The 23693-nt window shown below is 42.2% G+C and carries 22 protein-coding genes; 18 read left to right on the top strand and 4 right to left on the bottom strand.

From position 1 onward, the window contains the following. Positions 1-23 precede the first annotated feature (23 nt). The gene (locus J9537_RS13575; protein WP_010745229.1) at positions 24-1250 is read left to right on the top strand and encodes a zinc-binding dehydrogenase; all 1227 of its coding nucleotides are present in this window, start codon (positions 24-26) and stop codon (positions 1248-1250) included. Positions 1251-1373: 123 nt separating this feature from the next. Here the strand turns inward: J9537_RS13575 and J9537_RS13570 are convergent, their stop codons facing one another. Next, positions 1374-2141, bottom strand: a complete 768-nt coding sequence (locus J9537_RS13570) for an alpha/beta hydrolase (RefSeq protein ID WP_010745230.1) — start codon at positions 2139-2141, stop codon at positions 1374-1376. A 47-nt stretch (positions 2142-2188) separates the two neighbouring features. Beyond that, positions 2189-2560: a hypothetical protein gene (locus tag J9537_RS13565; protein ID WP_010745231.1), complete on the bottom strand. Its 372-nt coding sequence runs from the start codon at positions 2558-2560 to the stop codon at positions 2189-2191. Between the two features lie 151 nt (positions 2561-2711). On the opposite strand from J9537_RS13565, the gene J9537_RS13560 reads away from it, so the two are divergent. The 13 genes from J9537_RS13560 (at position 2712) to J9537_RS13500 (ending at position 16739) form a co-directional block, all read left to right on the top strand. Next, the gene (locus J9537_RS13560; protein WP_010745232.1) at positions 2712-3728 is read left to right on the top strand and encodes a LacI family DNA-binding transcriptional regulator; all 1017 of its coding nucleotides are present in this window, start codon (positions 2712-2714) and stop codon (positions 3726-3728) included. Positions 3729-3867: 139 nt separating this feature from the next. Further along, on the top strand, positions 3868-5169 hold the full coding sequence (locus J9537_RS13555) for a pyrimidine-nucleoside phosphorylase (RefSeq protein ID WP_010745233.1): 1302 nt from the start codon (positions 3868-3870) through the stop codon (positions 5167-5169). Between the two features lie 62 nt (positions 5170-5231). Continuing rightward, positions 5232-5894, top strand: a complete 663-nt coding sequence (gene deoC / locus J9537_RS13550) for a deoxyribose-phosphate aldolase (protein ID WP_010745234.1) — start codon at positions 5232-5234, stop codon at positions 5892-5894. 17 nt (positions 5895-5911) lie between these two features. Further along, the gene (locus J9537_RS13545) at positions 5912-6304 is read left to right on the top strand and encodes a cytidine deaminase (RefSeq protein ID WP_010745235.1); all 393 of its coding nucleotides are present in this window, start codon (positions 5912-5914) and stop codon (positions 6302-6304) included. Between the two features lie 59 nt (positions 6305-6363). Next, positions 6364-7461: a BMP family lipoprotein gene (locus J9537_RS13540; RefSeq protein WP_010745236.1), complete on the top strand. Its 1098-nt coding sequence runs from the start codon at positions 6364-6366 to the stop codon at positions 7459-7461. Positions 7462-7674: 213 nt separating this feature from the next. Then, positions 7675-9210, top strand: coding sequence for an ABC transporter ATP-binding protein (locus J9537_RS13535; RefSeq protein WP_192926093.1), 1536 nt, complete (start codon positions 7675-7677; stop codon positions 9208-9210). Continuing rightward, on the top strand, positions 9203-10333 hold the full coding sequence (locus tag J9537_RS13530) for an ABC transporter permease (protein WP_010745238.1): 1131 nt from the start codon (positions 9203-9205) through the stop codon (positions 10331-10333). The genes J9537_RS13535 and J9537_RS13530 overlap by 8 nt, the downstream gene beginning before the upstream one ends. Further along, on the top strand, positions 10333-11286 hold the full coding sequence (locus tag J9537_RS13525; RefSeq protein ID WP_010745239.1) for an ABC transporter permease: 954 nt from the start codon (positions 10333-10335) through the stop codon (positions 11284-11286). Before J9537_RS13530 ends, J9537_RS13525 begins: the two co-directional genes overlap by 1 nt. Before the next feature lie 429 nt (positions 11287-11715). Beyond that, positions 11716-12888, top strand: coding sequence for a phosphopentomutase (deoB, locus tag J9537_RS13520; RefSeq protein WP_010745240.1), 1173 nt, complete (start codon positions 11716-11718; stop codon positions 12886-12888). Positions 12889-12913: 25 nt separating this feature from the next. Then, positions 12914-13732, top strand: coding sequence for a purine-nucleoside phosphorylase (locus J9537_RS13515; RefSeq protein WP_010745241.1), 819 nt, complete (start codon positions 12914-12916; stop codon positions 13730-13732). 51 nt (positions 13733-13783) lie between these two features. Continuing rightward, positions 13784-14491, top strand: coding sequence for a purine-nucleoside phosphorylase (deoD, locus tag J9537_RS13510; protein ID WP_010745242.1), 708 nt, complete (start codon positions 13784-13786; stop codon positions 14489-14491). A 98-nt stretch (positions 14492-14589) separates the two neighbouring features. Beyond that, on the top strand, positions 14590-15342 hold the full coding sequence (locus tag J9537_RS13505) for an alpha/beta fold hydrolase (RefSeq protein WP_010745243.1): 753 nt from the start codon (positions 14590-14592) through the stop codon (positions 15340-15342). Positions 15343-15551: 209 nt separating this feature from the next. After that, complete coding sequence (locus J9537_RS13500) at positions 15552-16739, top strand: iron-containing alcohol dehydrogenase (RefSeq protein ID WP_010745244.1); 1188 nt, start codon at positions 15552-15554, stop codon at positions 16737-16739. Positions 16740-16766: 27 nt separating this feature from the next. Here J9537_RS13500 and J9537_RS13495 read toward each other — a convergent pair whose 3' ends face one another. Then, positions 16767-17777 (bottom strand): acyltransferase family protein, encoded by a 1011-nt coding sequence (locus J9537_RS13495; RefSeq protein ID WP_010745245.1) that lies wholly within the window; start codon positions 17775-17777, stop codon positions 16767-16769. Positions 17778-17893: 116 nt separating this feature from the next. Between J9537_RS13495 and J9537_RS13490 the strand changes: the two genes are divergently transcribed. The 4 genes from J9537_RS13490 to J9537_RS13475 all read left to right on the top strand — a co-directional run bounded on the left by J9537_RS13490 (position 17894) and on the right by J9537_RS13475 (position 21753). Beyond that, on the top strand, positions 17894-18766 hold the full coding sequence (locus tag J9537_RS13490) for an alpha/beta hydrolase fold domain-containing protein (protein WP_010745246.1): 873 nt from the start codon (positions 17894-17896) through the stop codon (positions 18764-18766). A 179-nt stretch (positions 18767-18945) separates the two neighbouring features. Continuing rightward, a complete protein-coding gene (locus tag J9537_RS13485; RefSeq protein WP_010745247.1) occupies positions 18946-19560 on the top strand; it encodes a TVP38/TMEM64 family protein in 615 nt (204 codons plus the stop codon). A 79-nt stretch (positions 19561-19639) separates the two neighbouring features. Beyond that, positions 19640-20593, top strand: a complete 954-nt coding sequence (locus J9537_RS13480) for a Gfo/Idh/MocA family protein (RefSeq protein ID WP_010745248.1) — start codon at positions 19640-19642, stop codon at positions 20591-20593. A 410-nt stretch (positions 20594-21003) separates the two neighbouring features. After that, positions 21004-21753, top strand: a complete 750-nt coding sequence (locus J9537_RS13475) for a MerR family transcriptional regulator (protein ID WP_010745249.1) — start codon at positions 21004-21006, stop codon at positions 21751-21753. A 269-nt stretch (positions 21754-22022) separates the two neighbouring features. Here the strand turns inward: J9537_RS13475 and J9537_RS13470 are convergent, their stop codons facing one another. Continuing rightward, positions 22023-23531: a helix-turn-helix domain-containing protein gene (locus J9537_RS13470; RefSeq protein ID WP_010745250.1), complete on the bottom strand. Its 1509-nt coding sequence runs from the start codon at positions 23529-23531 to the stop codon at positions 22023-22025. Positions 23532-23693: the final 162 nt, after the last annotated feature.

Raw genomic sequence — 23693 nt, 5'->3', positions numbered from 1 at the left:
GTAGGATTTTAGGAGGAACAGCAGTGAAAACGAAAGCGGTAAGATTATATGGTAAGAAAGATTTGCGCTTGGAGGAATTTGAATTACCTGAAATTAAAGAAAATGAAATTTTGGCATCCGTCATTACCGACAGCATTTGCATGTCGACATGGAAATTAGCGAATCAAGGGGCCGACCATAAGAAGGCGCCAAATGATCTAGCGGAAAATCCTATCATCATCGGCCATGAATTTTGCGGCGAACTGCTGGAAGTAGGCGGAAAATGGGCGCACAAATATAAAAAGGGTGAACGTTATGTTCTGCAGGCGAACCTGCAGCTGCCGGATCGCCCAGATTGTCCAGGGTATTCGTATCCTTACACAGGCGGCGACGCTACCTACATCGTAATTTCAGAAGATGTCATGAATCAAGATTGTCTGATTCCATATAAAGGAGACACCTACTTTGAAGGGTCATTGATTGAACCCTTGTCTTGTGTGATCGGTGCCTTTGAAGCAAACTACCATTTAAAAGAAGGGTCTTATGAACACAAGATGGGCATTCAGCCTGATGGCAATTTATTGATCATGGGCGGTACCGGACCTATGGGCTTATTGGCGATTGATTATGCGCTGCATGGCCCTATCAAACCTAAAAAATTAGTGGTCACAGACCGTGACGCAGAAAAATTAGCTCGTGCGGCAAAGCTTTATCCTAGTCAAGATGGGATCGAGGTTTCTTATGTTAATGTGGCGGATGTGGAAGATCAAGTCAGCGTATTGAAGGAAACAGCTGGCGGCGGCTTCGATGATATCTTCGTCATGGTACCAGTCGGCCCAGTGGTAAGTGACGCGGCAGCGATGCTAAATCCTGACGGTTGTTTGAATTTCTTCGCCGGACCACAGGACAAGGGATTTTCAGCGAACGTAAACTTCTATGACGTACACTATTCATTTACTCACTTTGTCGGAACCTCAGGGGGAAATACCGAAGACATGCGTAAAGCGGTGAAGCTGATTGAAGACAAGCAGGTGAAAGTGGCGAATGTCGTTACTCACATTTTAGGGTTAGATGCTGTGGGAGAAACGACACTGAATCAGCCGGCTATCGGCGGTGGAAAGAAATTAGTGTATACCCACAAGCAATCTGAATTAAAGAAATTGTCAGAGATCGATAAGGATTCTGAACTAGGAAAAATTCTCGCTGAAACAGATGGAATTTGGAGCAAAAAAGCAGAAAATTATGTTTTGAAGAATTACCCAAATATTTAATATTTTATTTAGTAAATGAATTAATCCGCATTTGGCAGGATTTCCGAATATCAAATGTTCGTGTTTTAAAGGAATAAAAGAAAAAAGATCGCCGCAGAAAAATCAAACTCTGCGACGATCTTTTTAAATAGTAGCCTTTAAGAATTGAACGGTGGCTTGGTAGGCGATCTCCGCGTAGCCTTCTCCGTGGACGGTCCCTTTGATTAGTTTGTTTTCGCTAGGGATGCCTTTTTCAGCCAGGGCCGCTTGTAATTTATAGACTCCTGATAATGGAACCAATTCATTTAGTGAGTTGGCGATAAAAAGTGGTCCGCTGTTATTTGAGACGCGAGCCAATGGATCGGCCTGCTTCAGCCGTTCCATATCCTGACCAACATAATTTAGGATGAACCACTTATAAAAGGCGTCGTTTGCGCCGTCTTGGTCGATTTTTCCGCTGGCTTGTTTATCAAAATCGGGTTTTTGGTTCATTGCTGGAACAACCTCTGGGTGCTGCTGTACCCAATCATAGAGGTCGATGATCCCAGACCAGGAAGCTGCTGGAATCCCCTTTTGCAAGGCCAATTCAATAGATAAATTGCCGCCGGATGAAGAACCAAGGGCGGTAATTTTCCCCTTTACCGGATAGTCACTGGCTGCCAACCAATCATAGACCTTCAGTAAATCATCCATTGCCGCTGGAAAGAGATGATCAGGTGCTAAACGATAGTTCGGTGCGACAACAAGAAAGCCATCAGTGGTCAATCGTTCTGCCAAAGCAGTTTCTTTACTTTTGTCTCCGCGAAACCAGCCGCCGCCGTGGATCAAAATAATGGCGGCTTCTATTTTATTTGGTTCATAAATGTCTAAGGTTAATTGATTTTTTTCATCGTACACGTAATCTTTGATCATAGTGTTGCGCTCCTTTTTAAATAAATGAGATTCGCAAACGGCTTCTATTAAATCAAGTCATTTTCTTTGGTTGGTTTGGGCTGTTGCGTCATCAATTCAGCTAAAATAGCTAACAAATTTTGTTGCGCTGCCTCATAGTCATCTATTTGGTCGCCGAATTCTTGATTGAATTCGGCTAAACCACCCTTTACAAAGGCGTATTCATATTGGTAGACCGCATCGTAGGCTTTGGTAAAGCGTTGAAGCAAGTCCATTTGACCATCTAATTGCAGCGCTATCTGGATGATACGAAAATCCGTATAAGCTAATTCAAACTGAACGGCCCAAGCACGCATGAAATCGTGTTGATTTTTTATGTGTAGATAGTGGTGTTCGGTTGTCCATTGTAGATTTTTAACGGCTCCTATCACATCAAGCATTTTTCTCACCTGCCTTGGCACTCTTTATAGTCTTTAATTTACGCTCTTTTTTCTGTAGAGCAAGTAAGAAGTCTTACCTTTTGAAGAAAAAGACTTTCTTTCTAAATTTTCCTTTGCTACACTTAAAAAAAACATAGAGAGAAGGTCCATGATGAAGATCACCATTAAAGAAATCGCTGAAATGGCGGGTGTTTCGGTAACAACCGTCTCGCAAATCTTGAATAATAAGGGCAGTCGCTTCAGTGAGCAGACGCGGCAAAAGGTCTTGGCGATCGTGGATGAGTATCAATACAAGCCAGATTTTTTTGCGGCGAATTTGATCAATCGTCATTCAAAAACAATCGGCATGATCGTGCCGGATGTGACAGACTTTTTCTTTTCAAAAGTGATTGAAGGGGTAGAAAGTTATTTAAACCCATTAGGCTATATGATTATTTTGTGTAACTCACGCCACGACATTGAACAAGAAAAACGTTATTTAAATGAACTGTCTCATCGCTCAGTAGATGGCATCCTGTTAGCGACTCCGAACCATCTGGAGGGGGAGCACAAGCTAGGCAGTGAATTCTATCGAAAGCGTCCCATCGTTTTAATCGACCGGGGCTTGAATGACCGTGATTGGGGTCAGTTGCTGGTGGAGGAGTATGCTGGTGCGCAAGATGTCTTGCGGATGCTGGTAGAAAAAGGGCATCGACACATAGGAATGCTGAAGGAAAGCCAAGGCTACTATCAATTGACCGAACGTGTGAAGGCCTATCGTCAGGTAGTTTTTGAATATCAGCTGCCTTTTGAGGAAAGCTATATTTGTTCGGGGCAATTGACGATTTCTGGTGGTTATCATGCGGCGAAAGAAGTATTAAAGAATAAGGAGATTACCGCTATTTTTTGCGGAAACGATGAAATGGCGATCGGTTGCTATCAAGCGATTTATGAAGCGGGATTAAAGATTCCTGAGGATATTTCAGTTGTCGGTTTTGACGGATTAGAGGTTAGTCAGTATATGGTTCCACCATTGACAACGGTCTTTCAGCCAAGTACCGAAATCGGTTTTTCTGCAGCGAAATTTTTAGTCGATGCTATTAATTTTCCTTCTCAGCGAATCCCGAATAAAATCTTCCAAACTAAATTAATTATTCGTGAGAGTGTGAAGAATGTAAATGAGGGTTGACAACGGGTTGAGTACCCGTTATAGTAACGATGTTAGCGCTAACAGAAAGCGCTTCTATATTTAGTAAACTGTTTTACTAAAGTGGTTTACCTTTCGCCATTTTATTGTATAATATCTTTTGAAGCTTGGAGGAAAACCTATGAGAATGGTAGATTTAATCGAGAAAAAGAGAGACGGAAAAGTCCTGTCAAAAGAAGAACTGGACTTCATTATTGGGGGCTACACGGACGGAAGCATTCCTGATTATCAAATGAGTGCCTTGCTGATGGCTATTTTTTACCAGGACATGACAGACGAGGAAATCTCTCATCTGACTTTAGCTATGGCGAATTCAGGTGACATCATTGATTTGTCTTCTATCGATGGCATCAAAGTGGACAAGCATTCAACTGGCGGTGTCGGAGATACAACAACATTGGTTCTAGCTCCCCTTGTGGCAAGTGTTGGTGTACCAGTAGCGAAAATGTCTGGAAGAGGACTTGGCTTTACCGGTGGGACCTTAGATAAGTTTGAATCTATTCCTGGCTTCAAGATCGAACTATCGGATCAAGAATTTATTGATATCGTGAACAAGAGCAAGGTTGCGGTCATTGGACAGTCAGGGAATCTGGCTCCAGCGGATAAAAAGCTTTATGCGCTGCGTGATGTGACTGCGACTGTTGATTCGATCCCATTGATTGCCAGCTCGATCATGAGTAAAAAAATTGCGGCTGGAGCGGATGCGATCGTCCTAGACGTAACTACCGGCGATGGAGCTTTCATGAAGGATATCGAAGACGCGAAACGCTTAGCGAAAACAATGGTACGCATCGGAAAATTAGCAGGTCGTCAAACAATGGCTGTTATTTCAGATATGTCTGAGCCATTAGGTGAAGCAATCGGCAACAGCTTGGAAATCGTTGAAGCGATCGACACGTTAAAGGGAAATGGTCCAGCGGATCTTACGGAAATGTGCTATGTCTTAGGTAGTCAAATGGTTGTATTAGCGAAGAAAGCAGAAACCTTGGAAGAAGCTCGAGGAATGCTGGAAGAAGCGCTTCATTCTGGCAAAGCCTTAGAAAAATTCCGTGAGATGGTCAAAGATCAAGGCGGCGATACAAGCGTGATTGATCAAACCGAAAAAATCTTAACCGCTAAGTACGAGATCGAACTGCCAGCGAAAACGTCTGGTTATGTAACCAAACTAGTAGCCAATGAAATCGGAATTGCAGCCATGCTGTTAGGTGCAGGACGCAAAACGAAAGAGGACGATATTGACCACGCAGTAGGCATCAAGCTCCACAAGAAAATTGGGGATAAAGTAGCTGTAGGGGAATCCTTATTAACCATTTATTCAAATTCCAAGGAAATTGATGCGGTGGAAAAATTACTTTATCAAAATATTTTCATCGGAGATACGCCAAAAGAACCTATTTTAATCCACGATATCATTACGGAATAAGTATTTAAAACTTTTTTATAACAATAAAAAATATATTATAATAAGAGAAGCGAGGATTAGACATGGAAATAAATCGAATGATCGACCACACCATTTTAAAAGCAGACGCGCAAGCAGCAGATGTAATGAAAATTATTGAAGAGGCTAAGAAATATCGCTTCTACTCTGTTTGTATCAACCCTACCTGGGTAGCGCTTGCGGCAAAAGAATTACAGGGTGAACCTGTTGCCGTTTGTACCGTGATTGGCTTCCCTCTTGGAGCGAACACAACAGAAACAAAAGCTTTTGAAGCAGCCAATGCTATTGCTAATGGTGCGGATGAAGTCGATATGGTTATCAACATTGCCGAGCTAAAAGACGGCAACGACGAAAAGGTTCAAAAGGATATTGAAGCCGTAGTGGCGGCAGCAAAAGATAAAGCATTAGTAAAGGTGATCATTGAAACGTCTCTTCTTACTAATGAAGAAAAAATCAAAGCCTGCGAATTAGCAAAAGCTGCAGGAGCAGATTTTGTGAAGACATCGACTGGGTTTTCAACGGGTGGAGCAACAGTGGAAGACGTCCGCTTGATGCGTGAAACAGTGGGACCTGAAATGGGTGTCAAGGCTTCCGGCGGTATCCACAACGCGAAAGAAGCCGAAGCAATGATCGAGGCAGGCGCAACGCGTTTAGGAGCCAGCTCAGGGGTTGCTATTATGAACGGACTATCCGGTACGGGGTATTAAGATCGGAGGACCATTGAATGAATAAACAAGAATGGATCGACATCGCAATCGACGCACTCGACAAAGCGTATGTCCCATATTCTCACTTTCCCGTAGGCGCATGCCTTGTAACGAAGGAAGGGAAAACTTACCAAGGACTTAACATTGAGAACGCCTCTTACGGCTTATCCAATTGTGCGGAACGCACAGCCATTTTTAAAGCAGTATCGGAAGGCGAAAGAGAATTTAGTCATTTAGTTATTGCGGGACACACACCAGAACCTATCTCACCATGCGGCGCATGCCGTCAGGTTATGGCAGAATTTTGTGATCCAGCGATGCCAGTAACCTTAGTCGGTGACAACGGTGTAGTTAAGGAAATGACCGTTGAAGGCTTACTGCCGTATACCTTTACTGACAAAGATTTATAAACCATGTTCATTCAGTCGCAGGACTGTTGAAAAAAACATATTTAGGGGGCTTTACAGAAATGAAAAAAGCAAAATTATTTGGCCTAGGTACCGTGGCAATGGCAGCGTTGCTGACTTTAGGAGCTTGCGGCGGCGGAGGCGGCGGTTCAACTGATTCTTCAGGTGGAGCGGCTAAAGACGATGCGAAACACAGCGTAGCAATCGTAACAGACATTGGTGGAGTGGACGACCGTTCATTTAACCAAAGTGCTTGGGAAGGTCTTCAAGCATGGGGTAAAGAACACGATATCAAAAAAGGTACTGGCGGATATAACTATATCCAATCAAACGATGCTTCTGAATATGAACAAAATATTTCACAAGCTGTTACTAACGGATTCAAAACAGTCTTCGGGATTGGTTACTTGTTAGCTGACCCAATCTCAGCAGCAGCAGATCAAAATCCAGATACAAACTTCGTTATCATTGACTCAGTGATTGAAGGCAAAGACAACGTCGCTTCAGCAACATTTAAAGACCAAGAAGCAGCTTACCTAGCAGGTGTAGCAGCTGCTGAAACAACAAAATCAAATAAATTAGGTTTTGTTGGTGGTGAAGAAGGTGCCGTAATCGACCGTTTCCAAGCTGGTTTTGAAAAAGGTGTAGCGGATACTGCTAAAAAATTAGGCAAAGACATTTCTGTAGATGTACAATATGCGGCTTCATTTGGTGATCCAGCGAAAGGGAAAGCTTTGGCAGCGAACATGTACAATGGCGGAGTAGATATTATCTATCATGCTTCAGGCGGTACTGGTCAAGGGGTCTTCTCAGAAGCGAAAGCGCGTAATGAAAAAGCGGATGAAGCGGACAAAGTTTGGGTTATCGGTGTAGATAGCGACCAACAAAAAGAAGGCGAATATAAATCTAAAGACGGTAAAGAAAGCAACTTCTGTTTAACTTCAACACTTAAAGGTGTAGGCGCAGCGGTTCAAGATATCTCTACTCGTGCATTAAATGATAAATTCCCTGGTGGCAAACACTTAACATTCGGTTTGAAAGACGGCGGTGTTTCTCTAACTGACGGATTCCTTTCTGATGAAGCAAAAGATGCTGTCAAAGAAGCAAAAGATCAAGTTTCTGCTGGCGACATCAAAGTTCCAGAAACTCCTGAGAAATAATCATTCAGGTGACCATAGTCTCCAACTACGCGAGGCTATGGTCCTCTTTTAAAAAAATACAATTTGAATAGAAGCCTTCTTTTTTTAGCCAAGTCACAGCCTGTGCTAGATTTGGCTAAGGGAAGAACGCCCTTAACGTTGCAATGTTTTGTCAGGTTTGAAAAAGCGATAGGATGTGAAAAGAAAGTGACAGAAGAACAATATGTCATTGAGATGCGCAATATCACCAAGCAATTTGGCACGTTTAAAGCAAATGACAACATCAATTTACAGATCCGAAAAGGCGAAATCCATGCACTTTTAGGTGAAAATGGTGCCGGTAAATCGACACTGATGAATGTTTTGTCAGGGCTATTGCAGCCAACTTCTGGTGAGATTTTGATGGATGGTCAGAAGGTTGATATCTCAAGTCCAACTAGAGCCAACCAACTAGGAATCGGGATGGTCCATCAGCATTTTATGTTAGTGGATGCCTTCACCGTTACAGAAAACATTATTTTAGGCAGCGAGCCGAAGAAGAACGGCATGCTAGATCAAAAGAAAGCCAAGGCTGAAATTCAACGGTTATCCGAAGAATACGGCTTGAAGGTGGATCCAGACGCGTATATCCGTGATATTTCAGTAGGGATGCAGCAGCGGGTTGAAATTTTAAAAACGTTATACCGCGGAGCCAACGTTCTGATCTTTGATGAACCAACCGCAGTATTAACACCGCAAGAAATTGATGAATTGATCACCATTATGGAAGGGTTAATCAATGAAGGAAAATCAATTATCTTGATCACCCACAAATTGGATGAAATCAAAAAAGTTGCGGATCGTTGTTCGGTTATTCGTCGGGGACAATACATAGGAACGGTCGATGTGAAGGATGTCAGTTCACAGCAATTGGCCGACATGATGGTTGGACGTTCTGTCTCATTTAAGACAGACAAGGTCCCAGCGAAACCAGGGGAAGTCGTTCTTTCGATCAAAGATCTAGTTGTTAAAGAAAGTCGCGGAATAGAAGCGGTTAAAAACTTGTCGCTGGATGTTCATCGCGGTGAAGTTGTCGGAATTGCCGGGATTGATGGCAATGGACAGACAGAATTGATCCAAGCGTTAACGGGCTTGCGAAAAGTCGAAAGCGGAACAGTCACCATTAATGGAGAAGACGTAACAGGCAAAGCACCACGCCAGATTACTGAAACAGGTGTTGGTCACGTACCAGAAGACCGTCATAAATATGGATTGATCTTGCCGCTGCCATTATCTGAGAATATCGCTTTGCAATCTTATTATCATGCGCCATTTAGTAAAAATGGTATTTTGAATTACGGTGAAATCGATCGCTACGCGAAACGCTTAATCGAAGAATACGATGTGCGGACAACTGGTGAAAAAGCGCCGGCAGCTTCTCTGTCAGGTGGGAACCAGCAAAAGGCGATTATCGCTCGTGAAGTCGATCGTGATCCAGATTTACTGATCGTCTCTCAACCCACTCGCGGACTTGACGTCGGGGCGATCGAATATATTCACAAACGTTTGGTGGAACAACGCGACAAACAAAAAGGTGTGTTACTAGTAAGCTTTGAGTTAGATGAAATTTTGAATGTCTCTGACCGTATCGCGGTTATTCATGCAGGGGAGATCGTTGGTATCGTAGATCCGAAAGAAACTTCTGAAAACGAGCTTGGTTTATTGATGGCCGGCTACAGTTTAGAAGAAGCGCGAGCAGAATTAGCAAAGGCTGGTGAGACAAATGAATGATCGCTCAGAAAAAATTAGAAATATATTAGTACCGGTTATCTCAGTTATTTTAGGATTTATTCTTGGTGCCATTTTGATGGCGGTATTTGGTTTCAATCCGATTGAAGGCTACAATGCGATGTTTAGCTCGGCGTTCCAGAGCAAGATGTCGATTGGTGAAATCTTAGTTGGTGCTGGACCATTGATCTTTACCGCATTAGGGTTTTCAGTTGCCAATTCCGCTGGATTCTTCAACGTTGGGCTTTCTGGTCAAGCGTTATGCGGATGGGTGGCAAGTATCTGGGTGGCTTTAAGCATGCCGGATTCACCAAAGATCGTTGTTTTAACTCTAGCAATTGTTGTAGGTGCTTTAGCCGGAGCGGCAGCCGCTGCGATTCCAGGTTTATTGCGGGCCTTCTTTGGAACAAGTGAAGTTATTGTTACAATTATGATGAACTATGTGATCCTATATGTAGCCAATCATATTGTCAATCACGTGATGTCTCCAGATGTTATCTCAAACAAAGGGGTTACTAAAGCTGTTGGCTTGAACGCTTCTTTAAGAGAACCTTGGTTGACCAATCTATTTGGCGGTTCACGTGTCAATATGGGGATTATTCTAGCGTTAGTCTTCCTAGTGCTTGTATGGTTCTTAATGAAACGTACAACCTTAGGATTTGAAATTCGTTCTGTTGGCTTGAATCCTTTCGCATCAGAATACGCTGGGATGAGCAGCAAGCGGACGATTGTCATTTCGATGATTATTTCTGGCGGATTGGCTGGTCTTGGTGGCGTTGTTTACGGTCTAGGAACCTTCATGAACTACTTTGTTCAAGGGTCATCACTCAGCATCGGATTCGATGGTATGGCGGTTTCGCTATTAGGAAACGGCAGCTCTGTCGGTATCCTATTATCGGCATTGCTGTTCAGTATTTTAAAACTTGGCGGACAAGGGATGCAGTTCTCAGGTATTCCGAGTGAATTAGCCAATAGTGTAATTCCGTTGATCATCTTCTTCGTAGCGATCAATTACATCGTACGTGTGGGTCTTGCAAAAGTAATGGGCGGTAAAAAAGAAGTAGAAACTGTCCAAGAAATAGAGAGTGCTCCGAACGAAGAATCTGAAAAAGGGGGCAAAGTCTAATGAATATGGATTTATTAGCTTCAATTATTGCTCAGACACTTGTGTACTCTGCACCGTTAATTTTAACTGCACTTGGCGGGGTGTTTTCTGAACGAAGCGGGATCGTTAACGTTGGTTTGGAAGGAATCATGGTTGCCGGTGCCTTCAGTTCTGTGGTATTCAACTTAGCTTTTGCGGATCAGTTCGGTGCGATGACACCATGGCTGGGCGTTTTAGTCGGCGGTCTAGCAGGAATGGCATTCTCACTGCTGCATGCAGTAGCGACAGTCAACTTCCGTGCGGATCATATCATTAGTGGTACTGTAATGAACTTATTGGCGCCGCCATTAGCGATTTTCTTGATTAAAGTAATCTATGGAAAAGGTCAAACAGATACCATTCAACAGCAATTCGGGTACTTTGATTTTCCAGGTTTGAGTAAAATCCCAGTACTAGGCGAGTTGTTCTTTAAAAACACTAGCTTACCAGCGTATTTTGCGATTTTAGTCGCAGTAATTTCTTGGTTTGTCATTTTCAAAACGCGCTTTGGTTTACGTTTACGCTCTGTTGGTGAAAATCCTCAAGCAGCGGATACGTTAGGGATCAATGTTTACGCATTGCGCTATTCAGGAGTCTTGATTTCCGGCTTCTTAGGCGGAATGGGCGGAGCAGTCTTTGCACAATCCATCGCGGGACGTTTCGCGGCAACAACCATCGCAGGACAAGGATTCATTTCATTAGCAGCGATGATCTTTGGTAAATGGAATCCGTTAGGTGCTATGGGAGCCGCAGTGTTCTTCGGCTTTGCACAAAACTTGAGTATCGCAGGGTCTAATCTGCCGATCATCTCACAAATTCCAGATGTGTACCTGCAATCAGCACCATACGTATTGACGATCATCGTACTGGTTCTCTTCTTAGGAAAATCAGCCGCACCAAAAGCCGATGGCGTCAACTACATCAAATCAAAATAATTCTTTTGTTATTAAAGGGTGGGACTATGGGACAGCGTTTCTTAGTCACGCCCTTTTTGCGAGTTCCACTTCGCGCTTTAGCGCGATTAGTGGAATCGTATGCGTACGAAAATAAAACTCATTTTTCACGGGTTTAGAAAAATTATTTCATCTACAATGAGTTAGCTTATTTTGACGCGCTGTTTAGTTGGATGGTATGCGTGATGAGAATCAGATTAACTTTTTCGGTTTTTGAAAAAGTTATTACATTAAAGCGAATTAGCTGCAAGTCCAGTACGCACTAACACAATGGCTTTTAGTTTACGGGACTTTAAGAACCCAATATACTAAAGCTGAGTTGAAAATTTAGTAGTATCTTAGTTTTGTTAAATTTATAAGCGGGTCTTGTTCTGCTTATTAGATATAAATCAATAGAAAGAGGGAATAGAAATGTTTAAGCGTATTCACTTAGTCGTTATGGATTCTGTCGGTATCGGAGAAGCACCGGATGCTGAAAAATTTGGAGACGTTGGTTCGGACACCTTGGGTCATATTGCTGAAGAAGCTGGATTGAATATCCCGCATTTGGAACAGCTTGGACTTGGAACCATTCGTCCATTGAAGGGCGTAAAGGATGTCGCTGATCACGATGGCTATGCAACAAAATTAGAAGAAATTTCTGTTGGTAAAGACACGATGACAGGTCACTGGGAAATTGCTGGGTTGAATATTCAAACCCCATTTCGTGTTTTCCCAGAAGGCTTCCCGCAAGAATTGCTAGATAAAATCTCTGAGTTTTCTGGTCGTGGTATTATTATGGGAGCCAACAAACCCTATAGCGGAACAGAAGTCATCAAAGATTTTGGGGAAGAGCAGATGAAGACAGGGGATTTGATTATCTACACTTCAGCTGACCCAGTGTTGCAGATTGCTGCTCATGAAGAAATTATTCCGTTGGATGAACTTTATAAGATTTGTCAATATGTTCGTGATATTACGAAGGATGATCCTTACATGATCGGTCGAATTATTGCTCGCCCGTATATCGGCGAACCTGGTGACTTTACTCGGACTAGCAATCGTCACGACTATGCTCTTGATCCATTTGGTAAGACTGTTTTGGATTCATTGAAGGACAACGGAAAAGACGTGATCGCCGTTGGTAAAATTAATGATATCTTTAACGGACAAGGAATTACAGATGCCGTTCGCACGAAGAGCAACATGGATGGCGTTGATAAATTATTAGACGTAATGAAAAAAGATTTTACAGGTTTGAGCTTCACGAACTTAGTTGATTTTGATGCGTTGTTCGGACATCGTCGGGATGTGGTAGGCTATGCTCATGCAATCGAAGAATTTGATCTTCGCATTCCAGAAATTTTAGATGCGATGCAGGATGATGATTTATTGATGATTACCGCTGATCACGGAAACGATCCAACCTTCACAGGGACAGACCATACCCGTGAATACGTTCCATTCTTGGTTTACAGCAAAAAAATGGCGGCACAGGGGAAATTACCACAAGGTTATTACTCAGACATCGCTGCGACAATCGCGGAAAACTTTGATGTGCCAGCTACTGAAAATGGCGAAAGTTTCTTAAAATTATTGAAATAAAAATACTCAGAAAAAGGAGCATTTTATGACAGACGTACAAGAAAAAATCCAACAAACAGCCAGCTACATTCAAGACAAAGGAGTAGCGGATGTCGCCTTTGGTTTGATCTTAGGATCAGGACTAGGCGAACTAGCAGAAGAAATCGAAAACCCTGTTGTGATCCCGTATAACGAGATTCCACATTTCCCTGTTTCAACAGTGATTGGCCATGCCGGGCAATTAGTTTATGGACAATTAGCTGGAAAAAATGTGTTGGCGATGCAAGGACGTTTCCATTATTATGAAGGGAACACGATGGAGACAGTGACTTACCCTGTTCGCGTGATGGCGGCCTTAGGAATTCACTCAGTTGTCGTAACAAACGCGGCTGGCGGTGTAAATGAAGGCTTCCAACCAGGCAACTTGATGCTGATCACAGACCATATCAACTTTATGGGAACCAATCCATTGATCGGACCAAATGATGAAAACATGGGCCCTCGCTTCCCAGATATGAGTGCGGCTTATACGAAGGAATATCAAGAAAAAGCACGAGAAGTTGCAGGCAAATTAGCGATTGATCTGCAAGAAGGCGTGTATCTTGGAATGACAGGTCCAACCTATGAAACCCCTGCGGAAATTCGCATGGCTCGCACGATTGGCGCAGATGCGGTCGGTATGTCGACGGTTCCAGAAGTTATCGTAGCGGCTCACAGCGGTATGAAAGTTTTGGGTGTGTCTTGTATTACCAACTTAGCGGCTGGTATGCAAGCCAACTTGAACCACGCGGAAGTAGTGGAAACCACAGAACGTGTCAAAGAAGACTTCAAGAAATTAATCAAAGAAACACTAGCGGTTCTATAAAACGTTTATTAATATAATAGACATAATGATAATTGATCGAGGAGGAATACAATGAGCGTTCATATTGAAGCAAAACAAGGTGAAATTGCGGATAAAATTTTACTGCCGGGAGATCCATTGCGAGCAAAATTTATCGCGGAAAATTTTTTAGAGGATGCGAAATGTTATAACAACGTGCGAGGCATGTTAGGTTATACTGGAACTTACAAAGGCGAACGCGTTTCTGTCCAAGGGACAGGGATGGGCATGCCTTCTGCTGGAATCTATGCGCAGGAGCTGATTCAATCTTACGGGGTGAAAAAATTGATCCGTGTGGGAACATGCGGCGCATTGTCTAAAAACGTTCATGTCCGTGATTTGATTATTGCTCAAGGGGCAGTGACGAGCTCGTCTATGGTGGAAAAACATTTTCCAGGTTTCCACTTTGCGCCGATCGCAGATTTTGATCTGATGATGAAGGCTTATGAAGTGGCGAAGGAAAAAGGCTTTACGACCCATGTTGGAAATGTGTTGTCAGAAGACACCTTCTACAAAGATGATTTAGCTCCAACCTTTAATTTGGCTGAATACGGAGTAATGGGTGTTGAGATGGAAGCAGCGATCTTATATTACTTAGGGGCGAAATTCCATGTTCAAACACTAGGCATCATGACGGTCAGCGACCACATGGTAACGGGTGAAGAAACAACTTCAGAAGAACGCCAAAATACCTTTAAAGACATGATGTATGTAGGATTAGAGACATTAATTGCAGAATAAATTTTTAGTACCGCCCTTTTATCTCATGAAGGGCGGTATTTTCGTGTATTTTCGAAGGACTAGGTATAATGAAGGAAAGACTGAATGGGAGGCACGAAATGAAAGTAGTGGTACGAAAACGCATGGTAGGGAATATTCCTTTGCTGGAAGTTGTGGCAGAGGATAAAATCTATGAACCGCTGCCGTTGATCATTTATTACCACGGCTGGCAGACGGCGAAGGAACTTGTGTTGACGCAGGGGCGAAAATTAGCGGCGCAAAATTTTCGGGTCTTGCTGCCGGATGCGGCCAATCATGGCGAACGTAAAACAAAAACGTCGGAGATTCCTTCATTGACTTTTTGGGACAGTATTCAAACGAATCTTTATGAGTTTGGTTATCTAGTTGATTACTTTGAAAATCTGGGATTGGTGAGGGATAAAATCGGTGTAGGTGGTATCTCGATGGGCGGGATCACGACTTGCATGCTTTTGACACAGCATCCAGAGATCAATGTAGCAGCCTGTGTGATGGGGTCTCCTGCACCAATCAAATATCGCGAACAGATTGCCATGCATGCTGGCGAATTAGGCTTCTATTTACCAAAGGATTACCGAGAGTTAACCTCTTGGCTAGAAAAGTATGATCTATCTTTAGCGCCTGAAAAAATTGCTGGTCGCCCGGTCTTCTTTTGGCATGGCACAGAGGATGAAAAAGTTCCCTATCAGCATACCGCGGATTTTATCAAAGCGAATCCTCAAGATAATATTACGTTCGTTAGCGCAAAGGAGCGCCATTTTGTTCAGATCGCGACAATGGATCAGATCACAGATTTTTTTGTGTCTAACTTGGAAAATATTGAGGGAAGATAGTTTCCTTCTGGAAAACTTTGGCTTATGATAATGAATAGAGGCAAACAACGCTATCTGATCTGCTGGTCGCAGTTTGTTTCGAAAAGCGCCCAAATATTACTATAGCAATTTAAGGCTCAACGTATTAATAAAATGGTCTATGGCTAGAAGATAAGAGTGATTTTTCCTAGGAAAAATTAGATCTTTAATATGAATATGGAGGAATTTAAATGGAAAATTTTGATTTTCATGTAACGACGGATATTCGTTTTGGTAAGGATCGTTTGTCTGAGCTCCCTGAAGTATTGAATCAATATGGTAAACGAGTACTGATCGTTTACGGTGGCGGCAGCATCAAGAAGATCGGCTTATACGATAAAGTGATGGAGCAGTTAAAAGCAAATGGCAACGAAGTCTTTGAATTAGCTGGGGTAGAACCGAATCCACGAGTGGAAACCGTCCGTCGTGGAGCAGAAATTTGTCGCAAAGAAAATGTTGATGTGATCTTGGCTGTCGGCGGCGGCTCAACGATTGACTGTGCGAAGGTAGTCGCTGCGGCCACAAAATTTGATGGCGATGCCTGGGATTTAGTATTACAGCGTCGGAAATACCAAGGTGGCGCCTTGCCATTAGTAACGATTTTGACATTGGCTGCGACAGGTAGTGAAATGAATAGTGGCGCAGTGATTTCGAATCTTTCAACGCATCAAAAACTAGGTACCGGCAGTAAAGCAATGCTGCCAAAAGTTTCTTTCTTAGATCCGCAAAACACCTTTAGTGTAAATAAATATCAAACAGCGGCAGGTTCCGCGGACATCATGAGTCATTTGATTGAAAATTATTTCAAACGGACAGAGGGAACCGACGTACAAGATTCTGTTTCAGAAGGCTTGATGCGTTCAGTGATTAAAAACTGTCCGATTGCCCTGAAATATCCGGAAGATTATGATGCACGGGCTAATTTGATGTGGGCGAGCACGTTAGCTTTGAACGGGTTGACTGGAAACGGCAAGCCAGGTGCTTGGTCTTGTCATCCGATGGAGCATGAATTGAGTGCCTTTTACGATATCACTCATGGTGTCGGCTTAGCAATCTTGACACCACGTTGGATGGAATATGCTTTGAATGATGAAACAGTTGATAAATTTGCGAATTTCGCATGGAATGTTTGGAATGTAGAAGAGAAGGTTCCAATGTTGGCCGCACGTATCGGTATCCAAAAATTATACGATTACTTCAAAGCCTGCGGAATTCCAATGACATTACCAGAAGTAGGAATCAATGAAGAAAAATTCGATGAGATGGCCAAACAAGCGGTAGCTCACAGTACTATAAAAACCGATGCTTTCGTTCCATTGGATGAAGCGGCGGTAAAAGAAATCTACATCGCATGCTTAACTGAAAGCAATTTTGAGTAATAAAATAGAAGAAATAAAAACGGCGGCTCATGACGAGTCGCCGTTTTTGTTTGGCATAATAAAATGTAAAATTCGAGAAAGTGTTTTCCGCAGAATCTCTGTTACTTTAGGATGTGATAGCAGATAAGTGATAAACCCACTGCCTGCTACTAAGAGAATTAGATGAAGGACAGCATTATCTTCAAATTGCGTAAATTCTACTAATGGCGCCACTAGGTAAACATGAAGTAAATAAATAGCCAAAGTGCGCTGTCCCCATGCAGTGAAAAAGTGTGGCTTATTATTGACGAGAGCCAGAAAGACGAAGATGAACGCAAAGCCAATGCCGTATAAAAAGATGATCGTCAATAGGTTTTGCAGTAAAGGGACGGGAAAGAAGGCGTAAGCTCGATCTCGCCATAAAAGTTCTGGTGGCAAATTATTCTTTGTCCAAAAGAAGGCGGTCACTAGCCCAAAAAGAATGATCCCTATACTGATTATTTTTCTGAAGGGAGTCTTGCGTACTCGAGAGACTAACTCGGGAGTGGTGAAATACCCCGCTAAGAAATACGGCAAAAAGCCTAAGGTTCGTGCCATCGCCATATAGGTTCCAAACTCAGTTAAAAAACCAGAGAAAATACCGATAATAAAACTTAAAATTAAGATTCTTCGTACTTTTACGAGGTCTGGTAGCAATAAACGCCAGATAAACATACAATATAAATACCAAAGGGTCCATCCTGGACTCAATATCATAAACTGATCGATTTTACCAATGGCCAGCATAATTAGGGTCAAAATTAAATTTAGCAGCAAATAAGGGACAAGGAAAGTCTCCACTGCGGTGGAACGACCCTTCTTCAGATTTTTTGAGAAATAACCGGAAATAAAGATAAATACCGGCATGTGGAATAAGTAGATGAAGACGTAAATAAACTCGCCAACCTTGTTATCTAAACGAAAATATTCCAATGCGTGCCCCAATACTACGAGTAGGATCAAGATGCCGCGAATATTATCGTAAAGGTATTCGCGATTCGGTTTTGTGATTGTGGACACCTCCTTTAGATTCCGTTATGCTTAAGAGGCAGACTGCGATAGCCCACCGTGTCTATTGTAGCACGAAAAGACGAATTCTATGCGATGATATAGGAATTTATTTGGAGGATACAGCGATGCGCTATTCAGCAAAATTTGTAAAAAATGTTTTTAAAGTAATCAATATGAAAAAACTGGTGGGAGCAACAATGGTCGATCCGCCGAAGCGAAGACGATTAATCAGCCGCCAGCTTTCGCAAACGGATATTCCGCAAAAGATTTCAGAAATTGACGGACATCAACTGATTACGTTATTTCCTGGCCATCCCACAAGACGTCATGTGTTCTATTTACATGGAGGCGGCTATGCGTTGGAGGCGTCACCTTTTCATAAGGAAATTCAGGAGCGGTTTGTCAAACGGTATAATTTAAAAGTAAGCTATTTTGATTATCCGTTAGCGCCAGAAAATACAGCGGAAAAAACAGTTCCATTAACAGAGAAGGCGTTTCGACAATTGACTTACTTATACCCTGATGACTGCTTTTTCTTATTTGGTGATTCAGCCGGGGGCGGCTTAGCGATGAGCTTAGCCCAGCATCTGCGAAATATCGATTTGCCGAAGCGGCCCAAAAAGATTGCTTTGGCATCTCCGTGGCTGGATGCTTCGTTAAGCGATCCCCGTTCACAAGAATTACAGGAAAAAGATGTATTATTAGAAAAAGACCTGCTGGCAGAAGCCGGTGAGAATTACGCGGGAGAGCTTCCTTTGACCGATCCGATGGTTTCACCGATCTATGGAAATTTTGATCAGCTGGGTAAATTATTCGTGGTGGCAGGAACCGATGAAATTTTGTATCCCGATGTTTTGCGTTTGCAGGATCGAATCAAGCGCAGCAAAGGAACGACGATGCAGCTTGAGGTTGTAGAAGGTATGATGCATGATTTTGTCGTTTACCCATTAAAAGAATCGCTCCCGTTTGTTGATCAAATCGGTGAGTTCTATCAATAAGCCAGTTTTACTACCTATTTTTAGTAGGTTAGTAAAATGGTTCGCGTGAAGACGACTGAAATCATGTTTCATGATTTTAGAAAAATGATTTCTTCAATAGGAATTAGCGTCAATCAAGTACCGCGCGCGAAAATAATTATCTAAATTACACACTTATGCACTTGATAAGGAGGGGAAGGATGGCACAAAAGTCGCGGACACGCGCGCCTTGGCAGCAGAAGGTAATCCAAGTATTACCGATTGTTGGCTTGGCAGCGTTTATTCTGATATTAATCTATATCCGGCGATCCGGTATGTTTGGTTCGGTGGCGGATTTGCAGCATTTTATTAAAAATTTTGGGAGTTTCGCTATTGCGGCGTTTATCATCGTCCAAGCGATCCAGCCAATCATCCCTTTTCTGCCTGGTGGTTTCGCAACAATCGTCGGGATGCTGATGTTTGGCAATATCCCAGGTATTTTGTATAGTTATATTGGACTAGTCATAGGAGAAGTCGGCTTATTTTTATTGGTCCGCCGCTTTGGTCCGAAGTTTGCTCGTCTTGTATTGTCGGAGAAAAATTATGAAAAATTTGAAACGACCTTGCAGGACCACACACAGGATATTAAAAAATTATTGATTGTCTGTTTTATTTTCCCCTTTTTGCCAGACGACTTGACGTGTTTGGTTGCGGGGATGACGGATCTCTCTTTTCGGGAGTATCTCAAGATCATCTTGATTTTTAAGCTGTGGTCAGTAGCTTCCTATGGATACTTCTGTTTGTTCGTTTTGAATAAAACGATAGCTGGTCTTTAGTAAATAGTGAGAATATAAAAAACGGAAGGAGCTGGTTTTTTCAATCAGTTCCTTCCTTGTTCATGGAGGGAAAAAGAATATGATTCGTTATGGTATTTTAAGTACGGCGCAGGTCGTTCCTCGTTTCGTGGCGGGGGTGAAGGAGAGTCATGAGGGTGAAGTGACCGCAATCGCTTCTCGCGGCATCGAAAAAGCGCAAAAGATGGCGCAGGAACTAGAAATCCCTGCGGCTTTTGGCAGTTATGAGGAATTGTGCCAAAGCGAAGCGGTCGATATTGTTTATGTAGCTGTTTATAATAAAGGCCATTACGATGCCGCGAAGTTGGCGTTACTGAATAATAAACATGTGCTATTAGAAAAGCCCTTTACGATGACGCTGGAACAAGCAAAAGAGCTATTTGTGATAGCGAAAGAACGCAAGCTATTTTTGATGGAGGCTCAAAAAGCTCTCTTCTTACCGATCACCAAACAAATTCAACAGGTTATTCAGGCTGGGAAGATTGGTGCGATCCGCTGGCTGGATTCCGTGACCGCTTATCCCAACATTGACCATATTTCATGGTTTCGCGATTTGAGTGCAGGTGGCGGCGTTTTTCGTGGAGCGGGGACCTATCCGTTAGAGTATATGCAGCATCTGCTGGCAGCGTCACCGAATGAGTACAAGGGGACATTGGTGTTCCCAGAAGGACAATCCGACGCACAGGCGCAAGTAACGCTAAACTTTCCTGAAGGTGTTTTAGGCACTATTTTCTTAACGGTTGATCTAGATCTGCCGAAGCGAATGATTATCTATGGGGAAAAAGGGAAAATAATCGTTCCTGATTTTTGGAAAACTGATACGGCAGAGATTCACTACAACGATGGGGAAAAGGAAACCCTCCACAGTACCCAAAACAGTGAGTTTGTCTTTGAGGTGGAGCATGTAAATGACTGCTTGAAGCAAGGGCGCTTGGAGAGTCCTGTTGTGACGAAAGAATTGACGTTAAAAACGGTCGAGATAACGGAAGCAATTTATAAAAACAATCAAAAATGATTGTCAAAGGCTAAGCCAATGTGCTATAGTGTGTCTCATGCGACGAGTCGAGTGGATCTGAAAGATTGATCCTTCGATACCAGAGGCACATGACTTCGGTCACCTGTCGGATTTCAGGGTGTCGGAAAGAAGCTTAGTGGACGAAGAACCTTTCTATCACATGTTGATACTGGGAGAACCCCTCTTAGAATGATATTCTAAGAGGGGATTTTTGTGAATGACGCTTTTATCAGTTTAATAAGAACCGACGATTGCTTCTATCGTTTGAACTAGTTAATAAATGTGATGTTTAGCGGAATCCTATGTGTGAAAAACATTTAACTTGAGTTCGTTACTCAATCAAGTTGAAATGAGCACTTGACCTTTACGTTACGTCAAGGTGTAAGATAATTTTGTCAGGAGGTGCAGAAATGAATTATACAGTTAAACAAATGGCGGAAATCTCAGGCGTCAGTGCACGGACACTGCGATTTTATGATGAGCGCGCATTATTGAAGCCGGCTTTTCTAAGTGAGGCAGGCTACCGCATGTATACTGAAAAAGAAATTGATCGACTGCAGCAGATTCTTCTGTATCGATCGATGGGCATCCCATTAAAAACGATCAAGAAACTGGTTGACCGACCTGACGAAAAAATCGAGGACACGTTGATTCAGCAAAAGAAACAATTGCAGCAAAAACGACAAGAACTGGATCAGCTGCTGGAAACCATTGACAAAACCTTGCGTTACTATAAGGGAGAGATAGAAATGACGAATAAAGAAAAATTTGAAGCATTCAAACAAGAGAAACTAACGGAAAACGAAGCGAATTATGGTCAGGAAATCCGTGAAAAATATGGAGAAGAGGCCGTTGAAGCCTCCAATCAAAAATGGCAAAACATGAGTGAAGCTGAGTATCAAAAGATGCAAGCAACTGAAGCGATGCTAATTGAAAAATTGAGGGACTACTTAGCGGAGGAGAATCCGTCACTAGCAAAAGAAATTTATCAGCTGCATAAAGAGTGGATAAGCTTCAGCTGGAAGCAATACTCAGGAGAGGCCCATAAAGGATTAAGCGAAATGTATCTAGCAGATGAACGCTTCACACAATACTATGATGAAAAGAGCGGGACAGGAGCCACGGAGGCGTTGGTTCAGATTATACGAGAATATGCATAAAACGAAAAGATCGGGCGGCGGCTCGATCTTTTTTCGTAATAAATTACTAAAACAATCATTCTCTAATACACATAAAAAGACGATCGAATATGTCGGTCGATCGTCTTTGTCTGTTAGTTTGTTTTTTGGAAAGAGAAACTAACAGAGGTCAGTATAGCACAAAAATATTTTTTTGCCTGAGCTTGCTTTGTATGCTGGGAAGGATTTTCGTTTATTCCTTCGCCAAATGAATGAAAAGTTCGATTAATGTTCAAAATGTGTGCGTAATTTTAGTTCGATTGCAGCCGCTTCGTTTTTTTCATCATAATTTTTCGCACCATATTTTGGACATTTTTTAGATCCTCGTATTTATCCTTGCACTCTAAAAAGAGGATCGGTTTGTTTTGGCTGTTTTCGATGGGAAAATATTTGTTTGTGCTAATAATTAGATCGACGGTTTCATCCGCTAGTAAGAAACGATTCGGATCGACAAAGTGCATTTTGACCAAGCCGCCGGTACTTTTCATGAATAATTTTTTTAACCAGATAGAATTGAATTCTCCCTTTGAGTCATCGATAAAGACGGATAATTCATAGCCGGTCAAAAATTCATTGGCGATACTCAAAGCGGCGTAAAGGAAGATCGCATAATCCATTTGTGAATAAATCAAGCTATTACGCGGCTGGATAGTCTCAAAACGCAGGCGAAGATTTTCTTGAACAATCGCCATGTCTTCAGGATAAAGATTATGATGCTCACCAATCGGCACATAATTATAGAAACTTTTAAACAAGAGCCGTGTGTGGATCACATAGAGCTCTTTTTCTAATTCATCGTAGTCAAATTGGAATTGATTGAACAGCAATCCGATATTTTGAAAGAAAAACTGATTGGCTTGATAAATATTTGAATCAATTTCTTTGTGATATTTCTTCAATTCTTGGAAGAAACGATCGTTCCGATAAAAGACCATTTTTGATTGTAAAAACAATAGCATGAAATAAAGTTCGTCTTTGAAATTCGTATAGGCTAGGACGTTTTCTTCTGTAATGAAGTGGAAGTGTTGCACGAATTTATTCCCAATCAGGATCGATTCGACGGGTAGTTCATTGTTTTCAATCTTATGATCAGATAGGTAGCGGATCAAGGTAATATCCACTAAATAATCATATTGAATCTTTGTAATAGGGTCGATTTGATCTGAAAGCAGGAAACTAAGCTTCTCAAAAATAAAGTTTTTTTCTTGGGAGCTTTGAATATTAAATGGATGACCATAGCCGCCATAGAGCTGCCAAAAAAAGCTTAAGAAAAATAAACGAATGGTCGGTTCAAGTCCGGATAATACGAGTTCGCCATTGCGAATGTGGAGGTCGATGGTGGCTTCTTTAAGAAAATCACGGATTTCGTAGACATCCTTTTTCAGGGTAGAATAGCTCAGGCTGTATTTATCCATTAACGCATTCATTGTATTTTCTTTGTTTAGTAATAGTCCTTCTAGCAGGTCAATCTTGATTGAGATGTGATAGATGGCCAAGCAAAGCTCTTTGTTTGCCGCGTAATTGGTTTGAATGATCTGGTAATTTCGCTCTGAAGTAGTCAGTGGAAAAGTGCCGGCTCGCTCCTTCACTTCATCCGACAGTACCGAAAGACGCTCTAGATATTTTGAAGTAGTCCGTTTTTCAAAACCGATTTGTTCGGATATCTCATTGATATCGTGGAAGCCGGGATTTTCTTTTAAATAGGTAAAAATAGCGAAAAGTGCCTGACTTTCAAAATCTAGTAATCGATCAATGCTCATGACTGAACGCTCCTCTTACAGTTTCTTTATGATCCTATTGCCTTCAAATTCAACAGTATAAGCTCATAGGATTAAAGAAGAGCTAGGGACTGTGTGAAAGTTGATTTAAAGATACGTGCGAGGGTTCTTTTTTGGGCGCGCTTTATTTGTGAATCATTATCA

This window comes from Enterococcus raffinosus (assembly GCF_019175485.1).
GTDB lineage: Bacteria > Bacillota > Bacilli > Lactobacillales > Enterococcaceae > Enterococcus_A > Enterococcus_A raffinosus.
The sequence above is the reverse complement of the archived record's forward strand: the minus strand, read 5'-3'. Positions and strand labels throughout refer to the sequence as shown.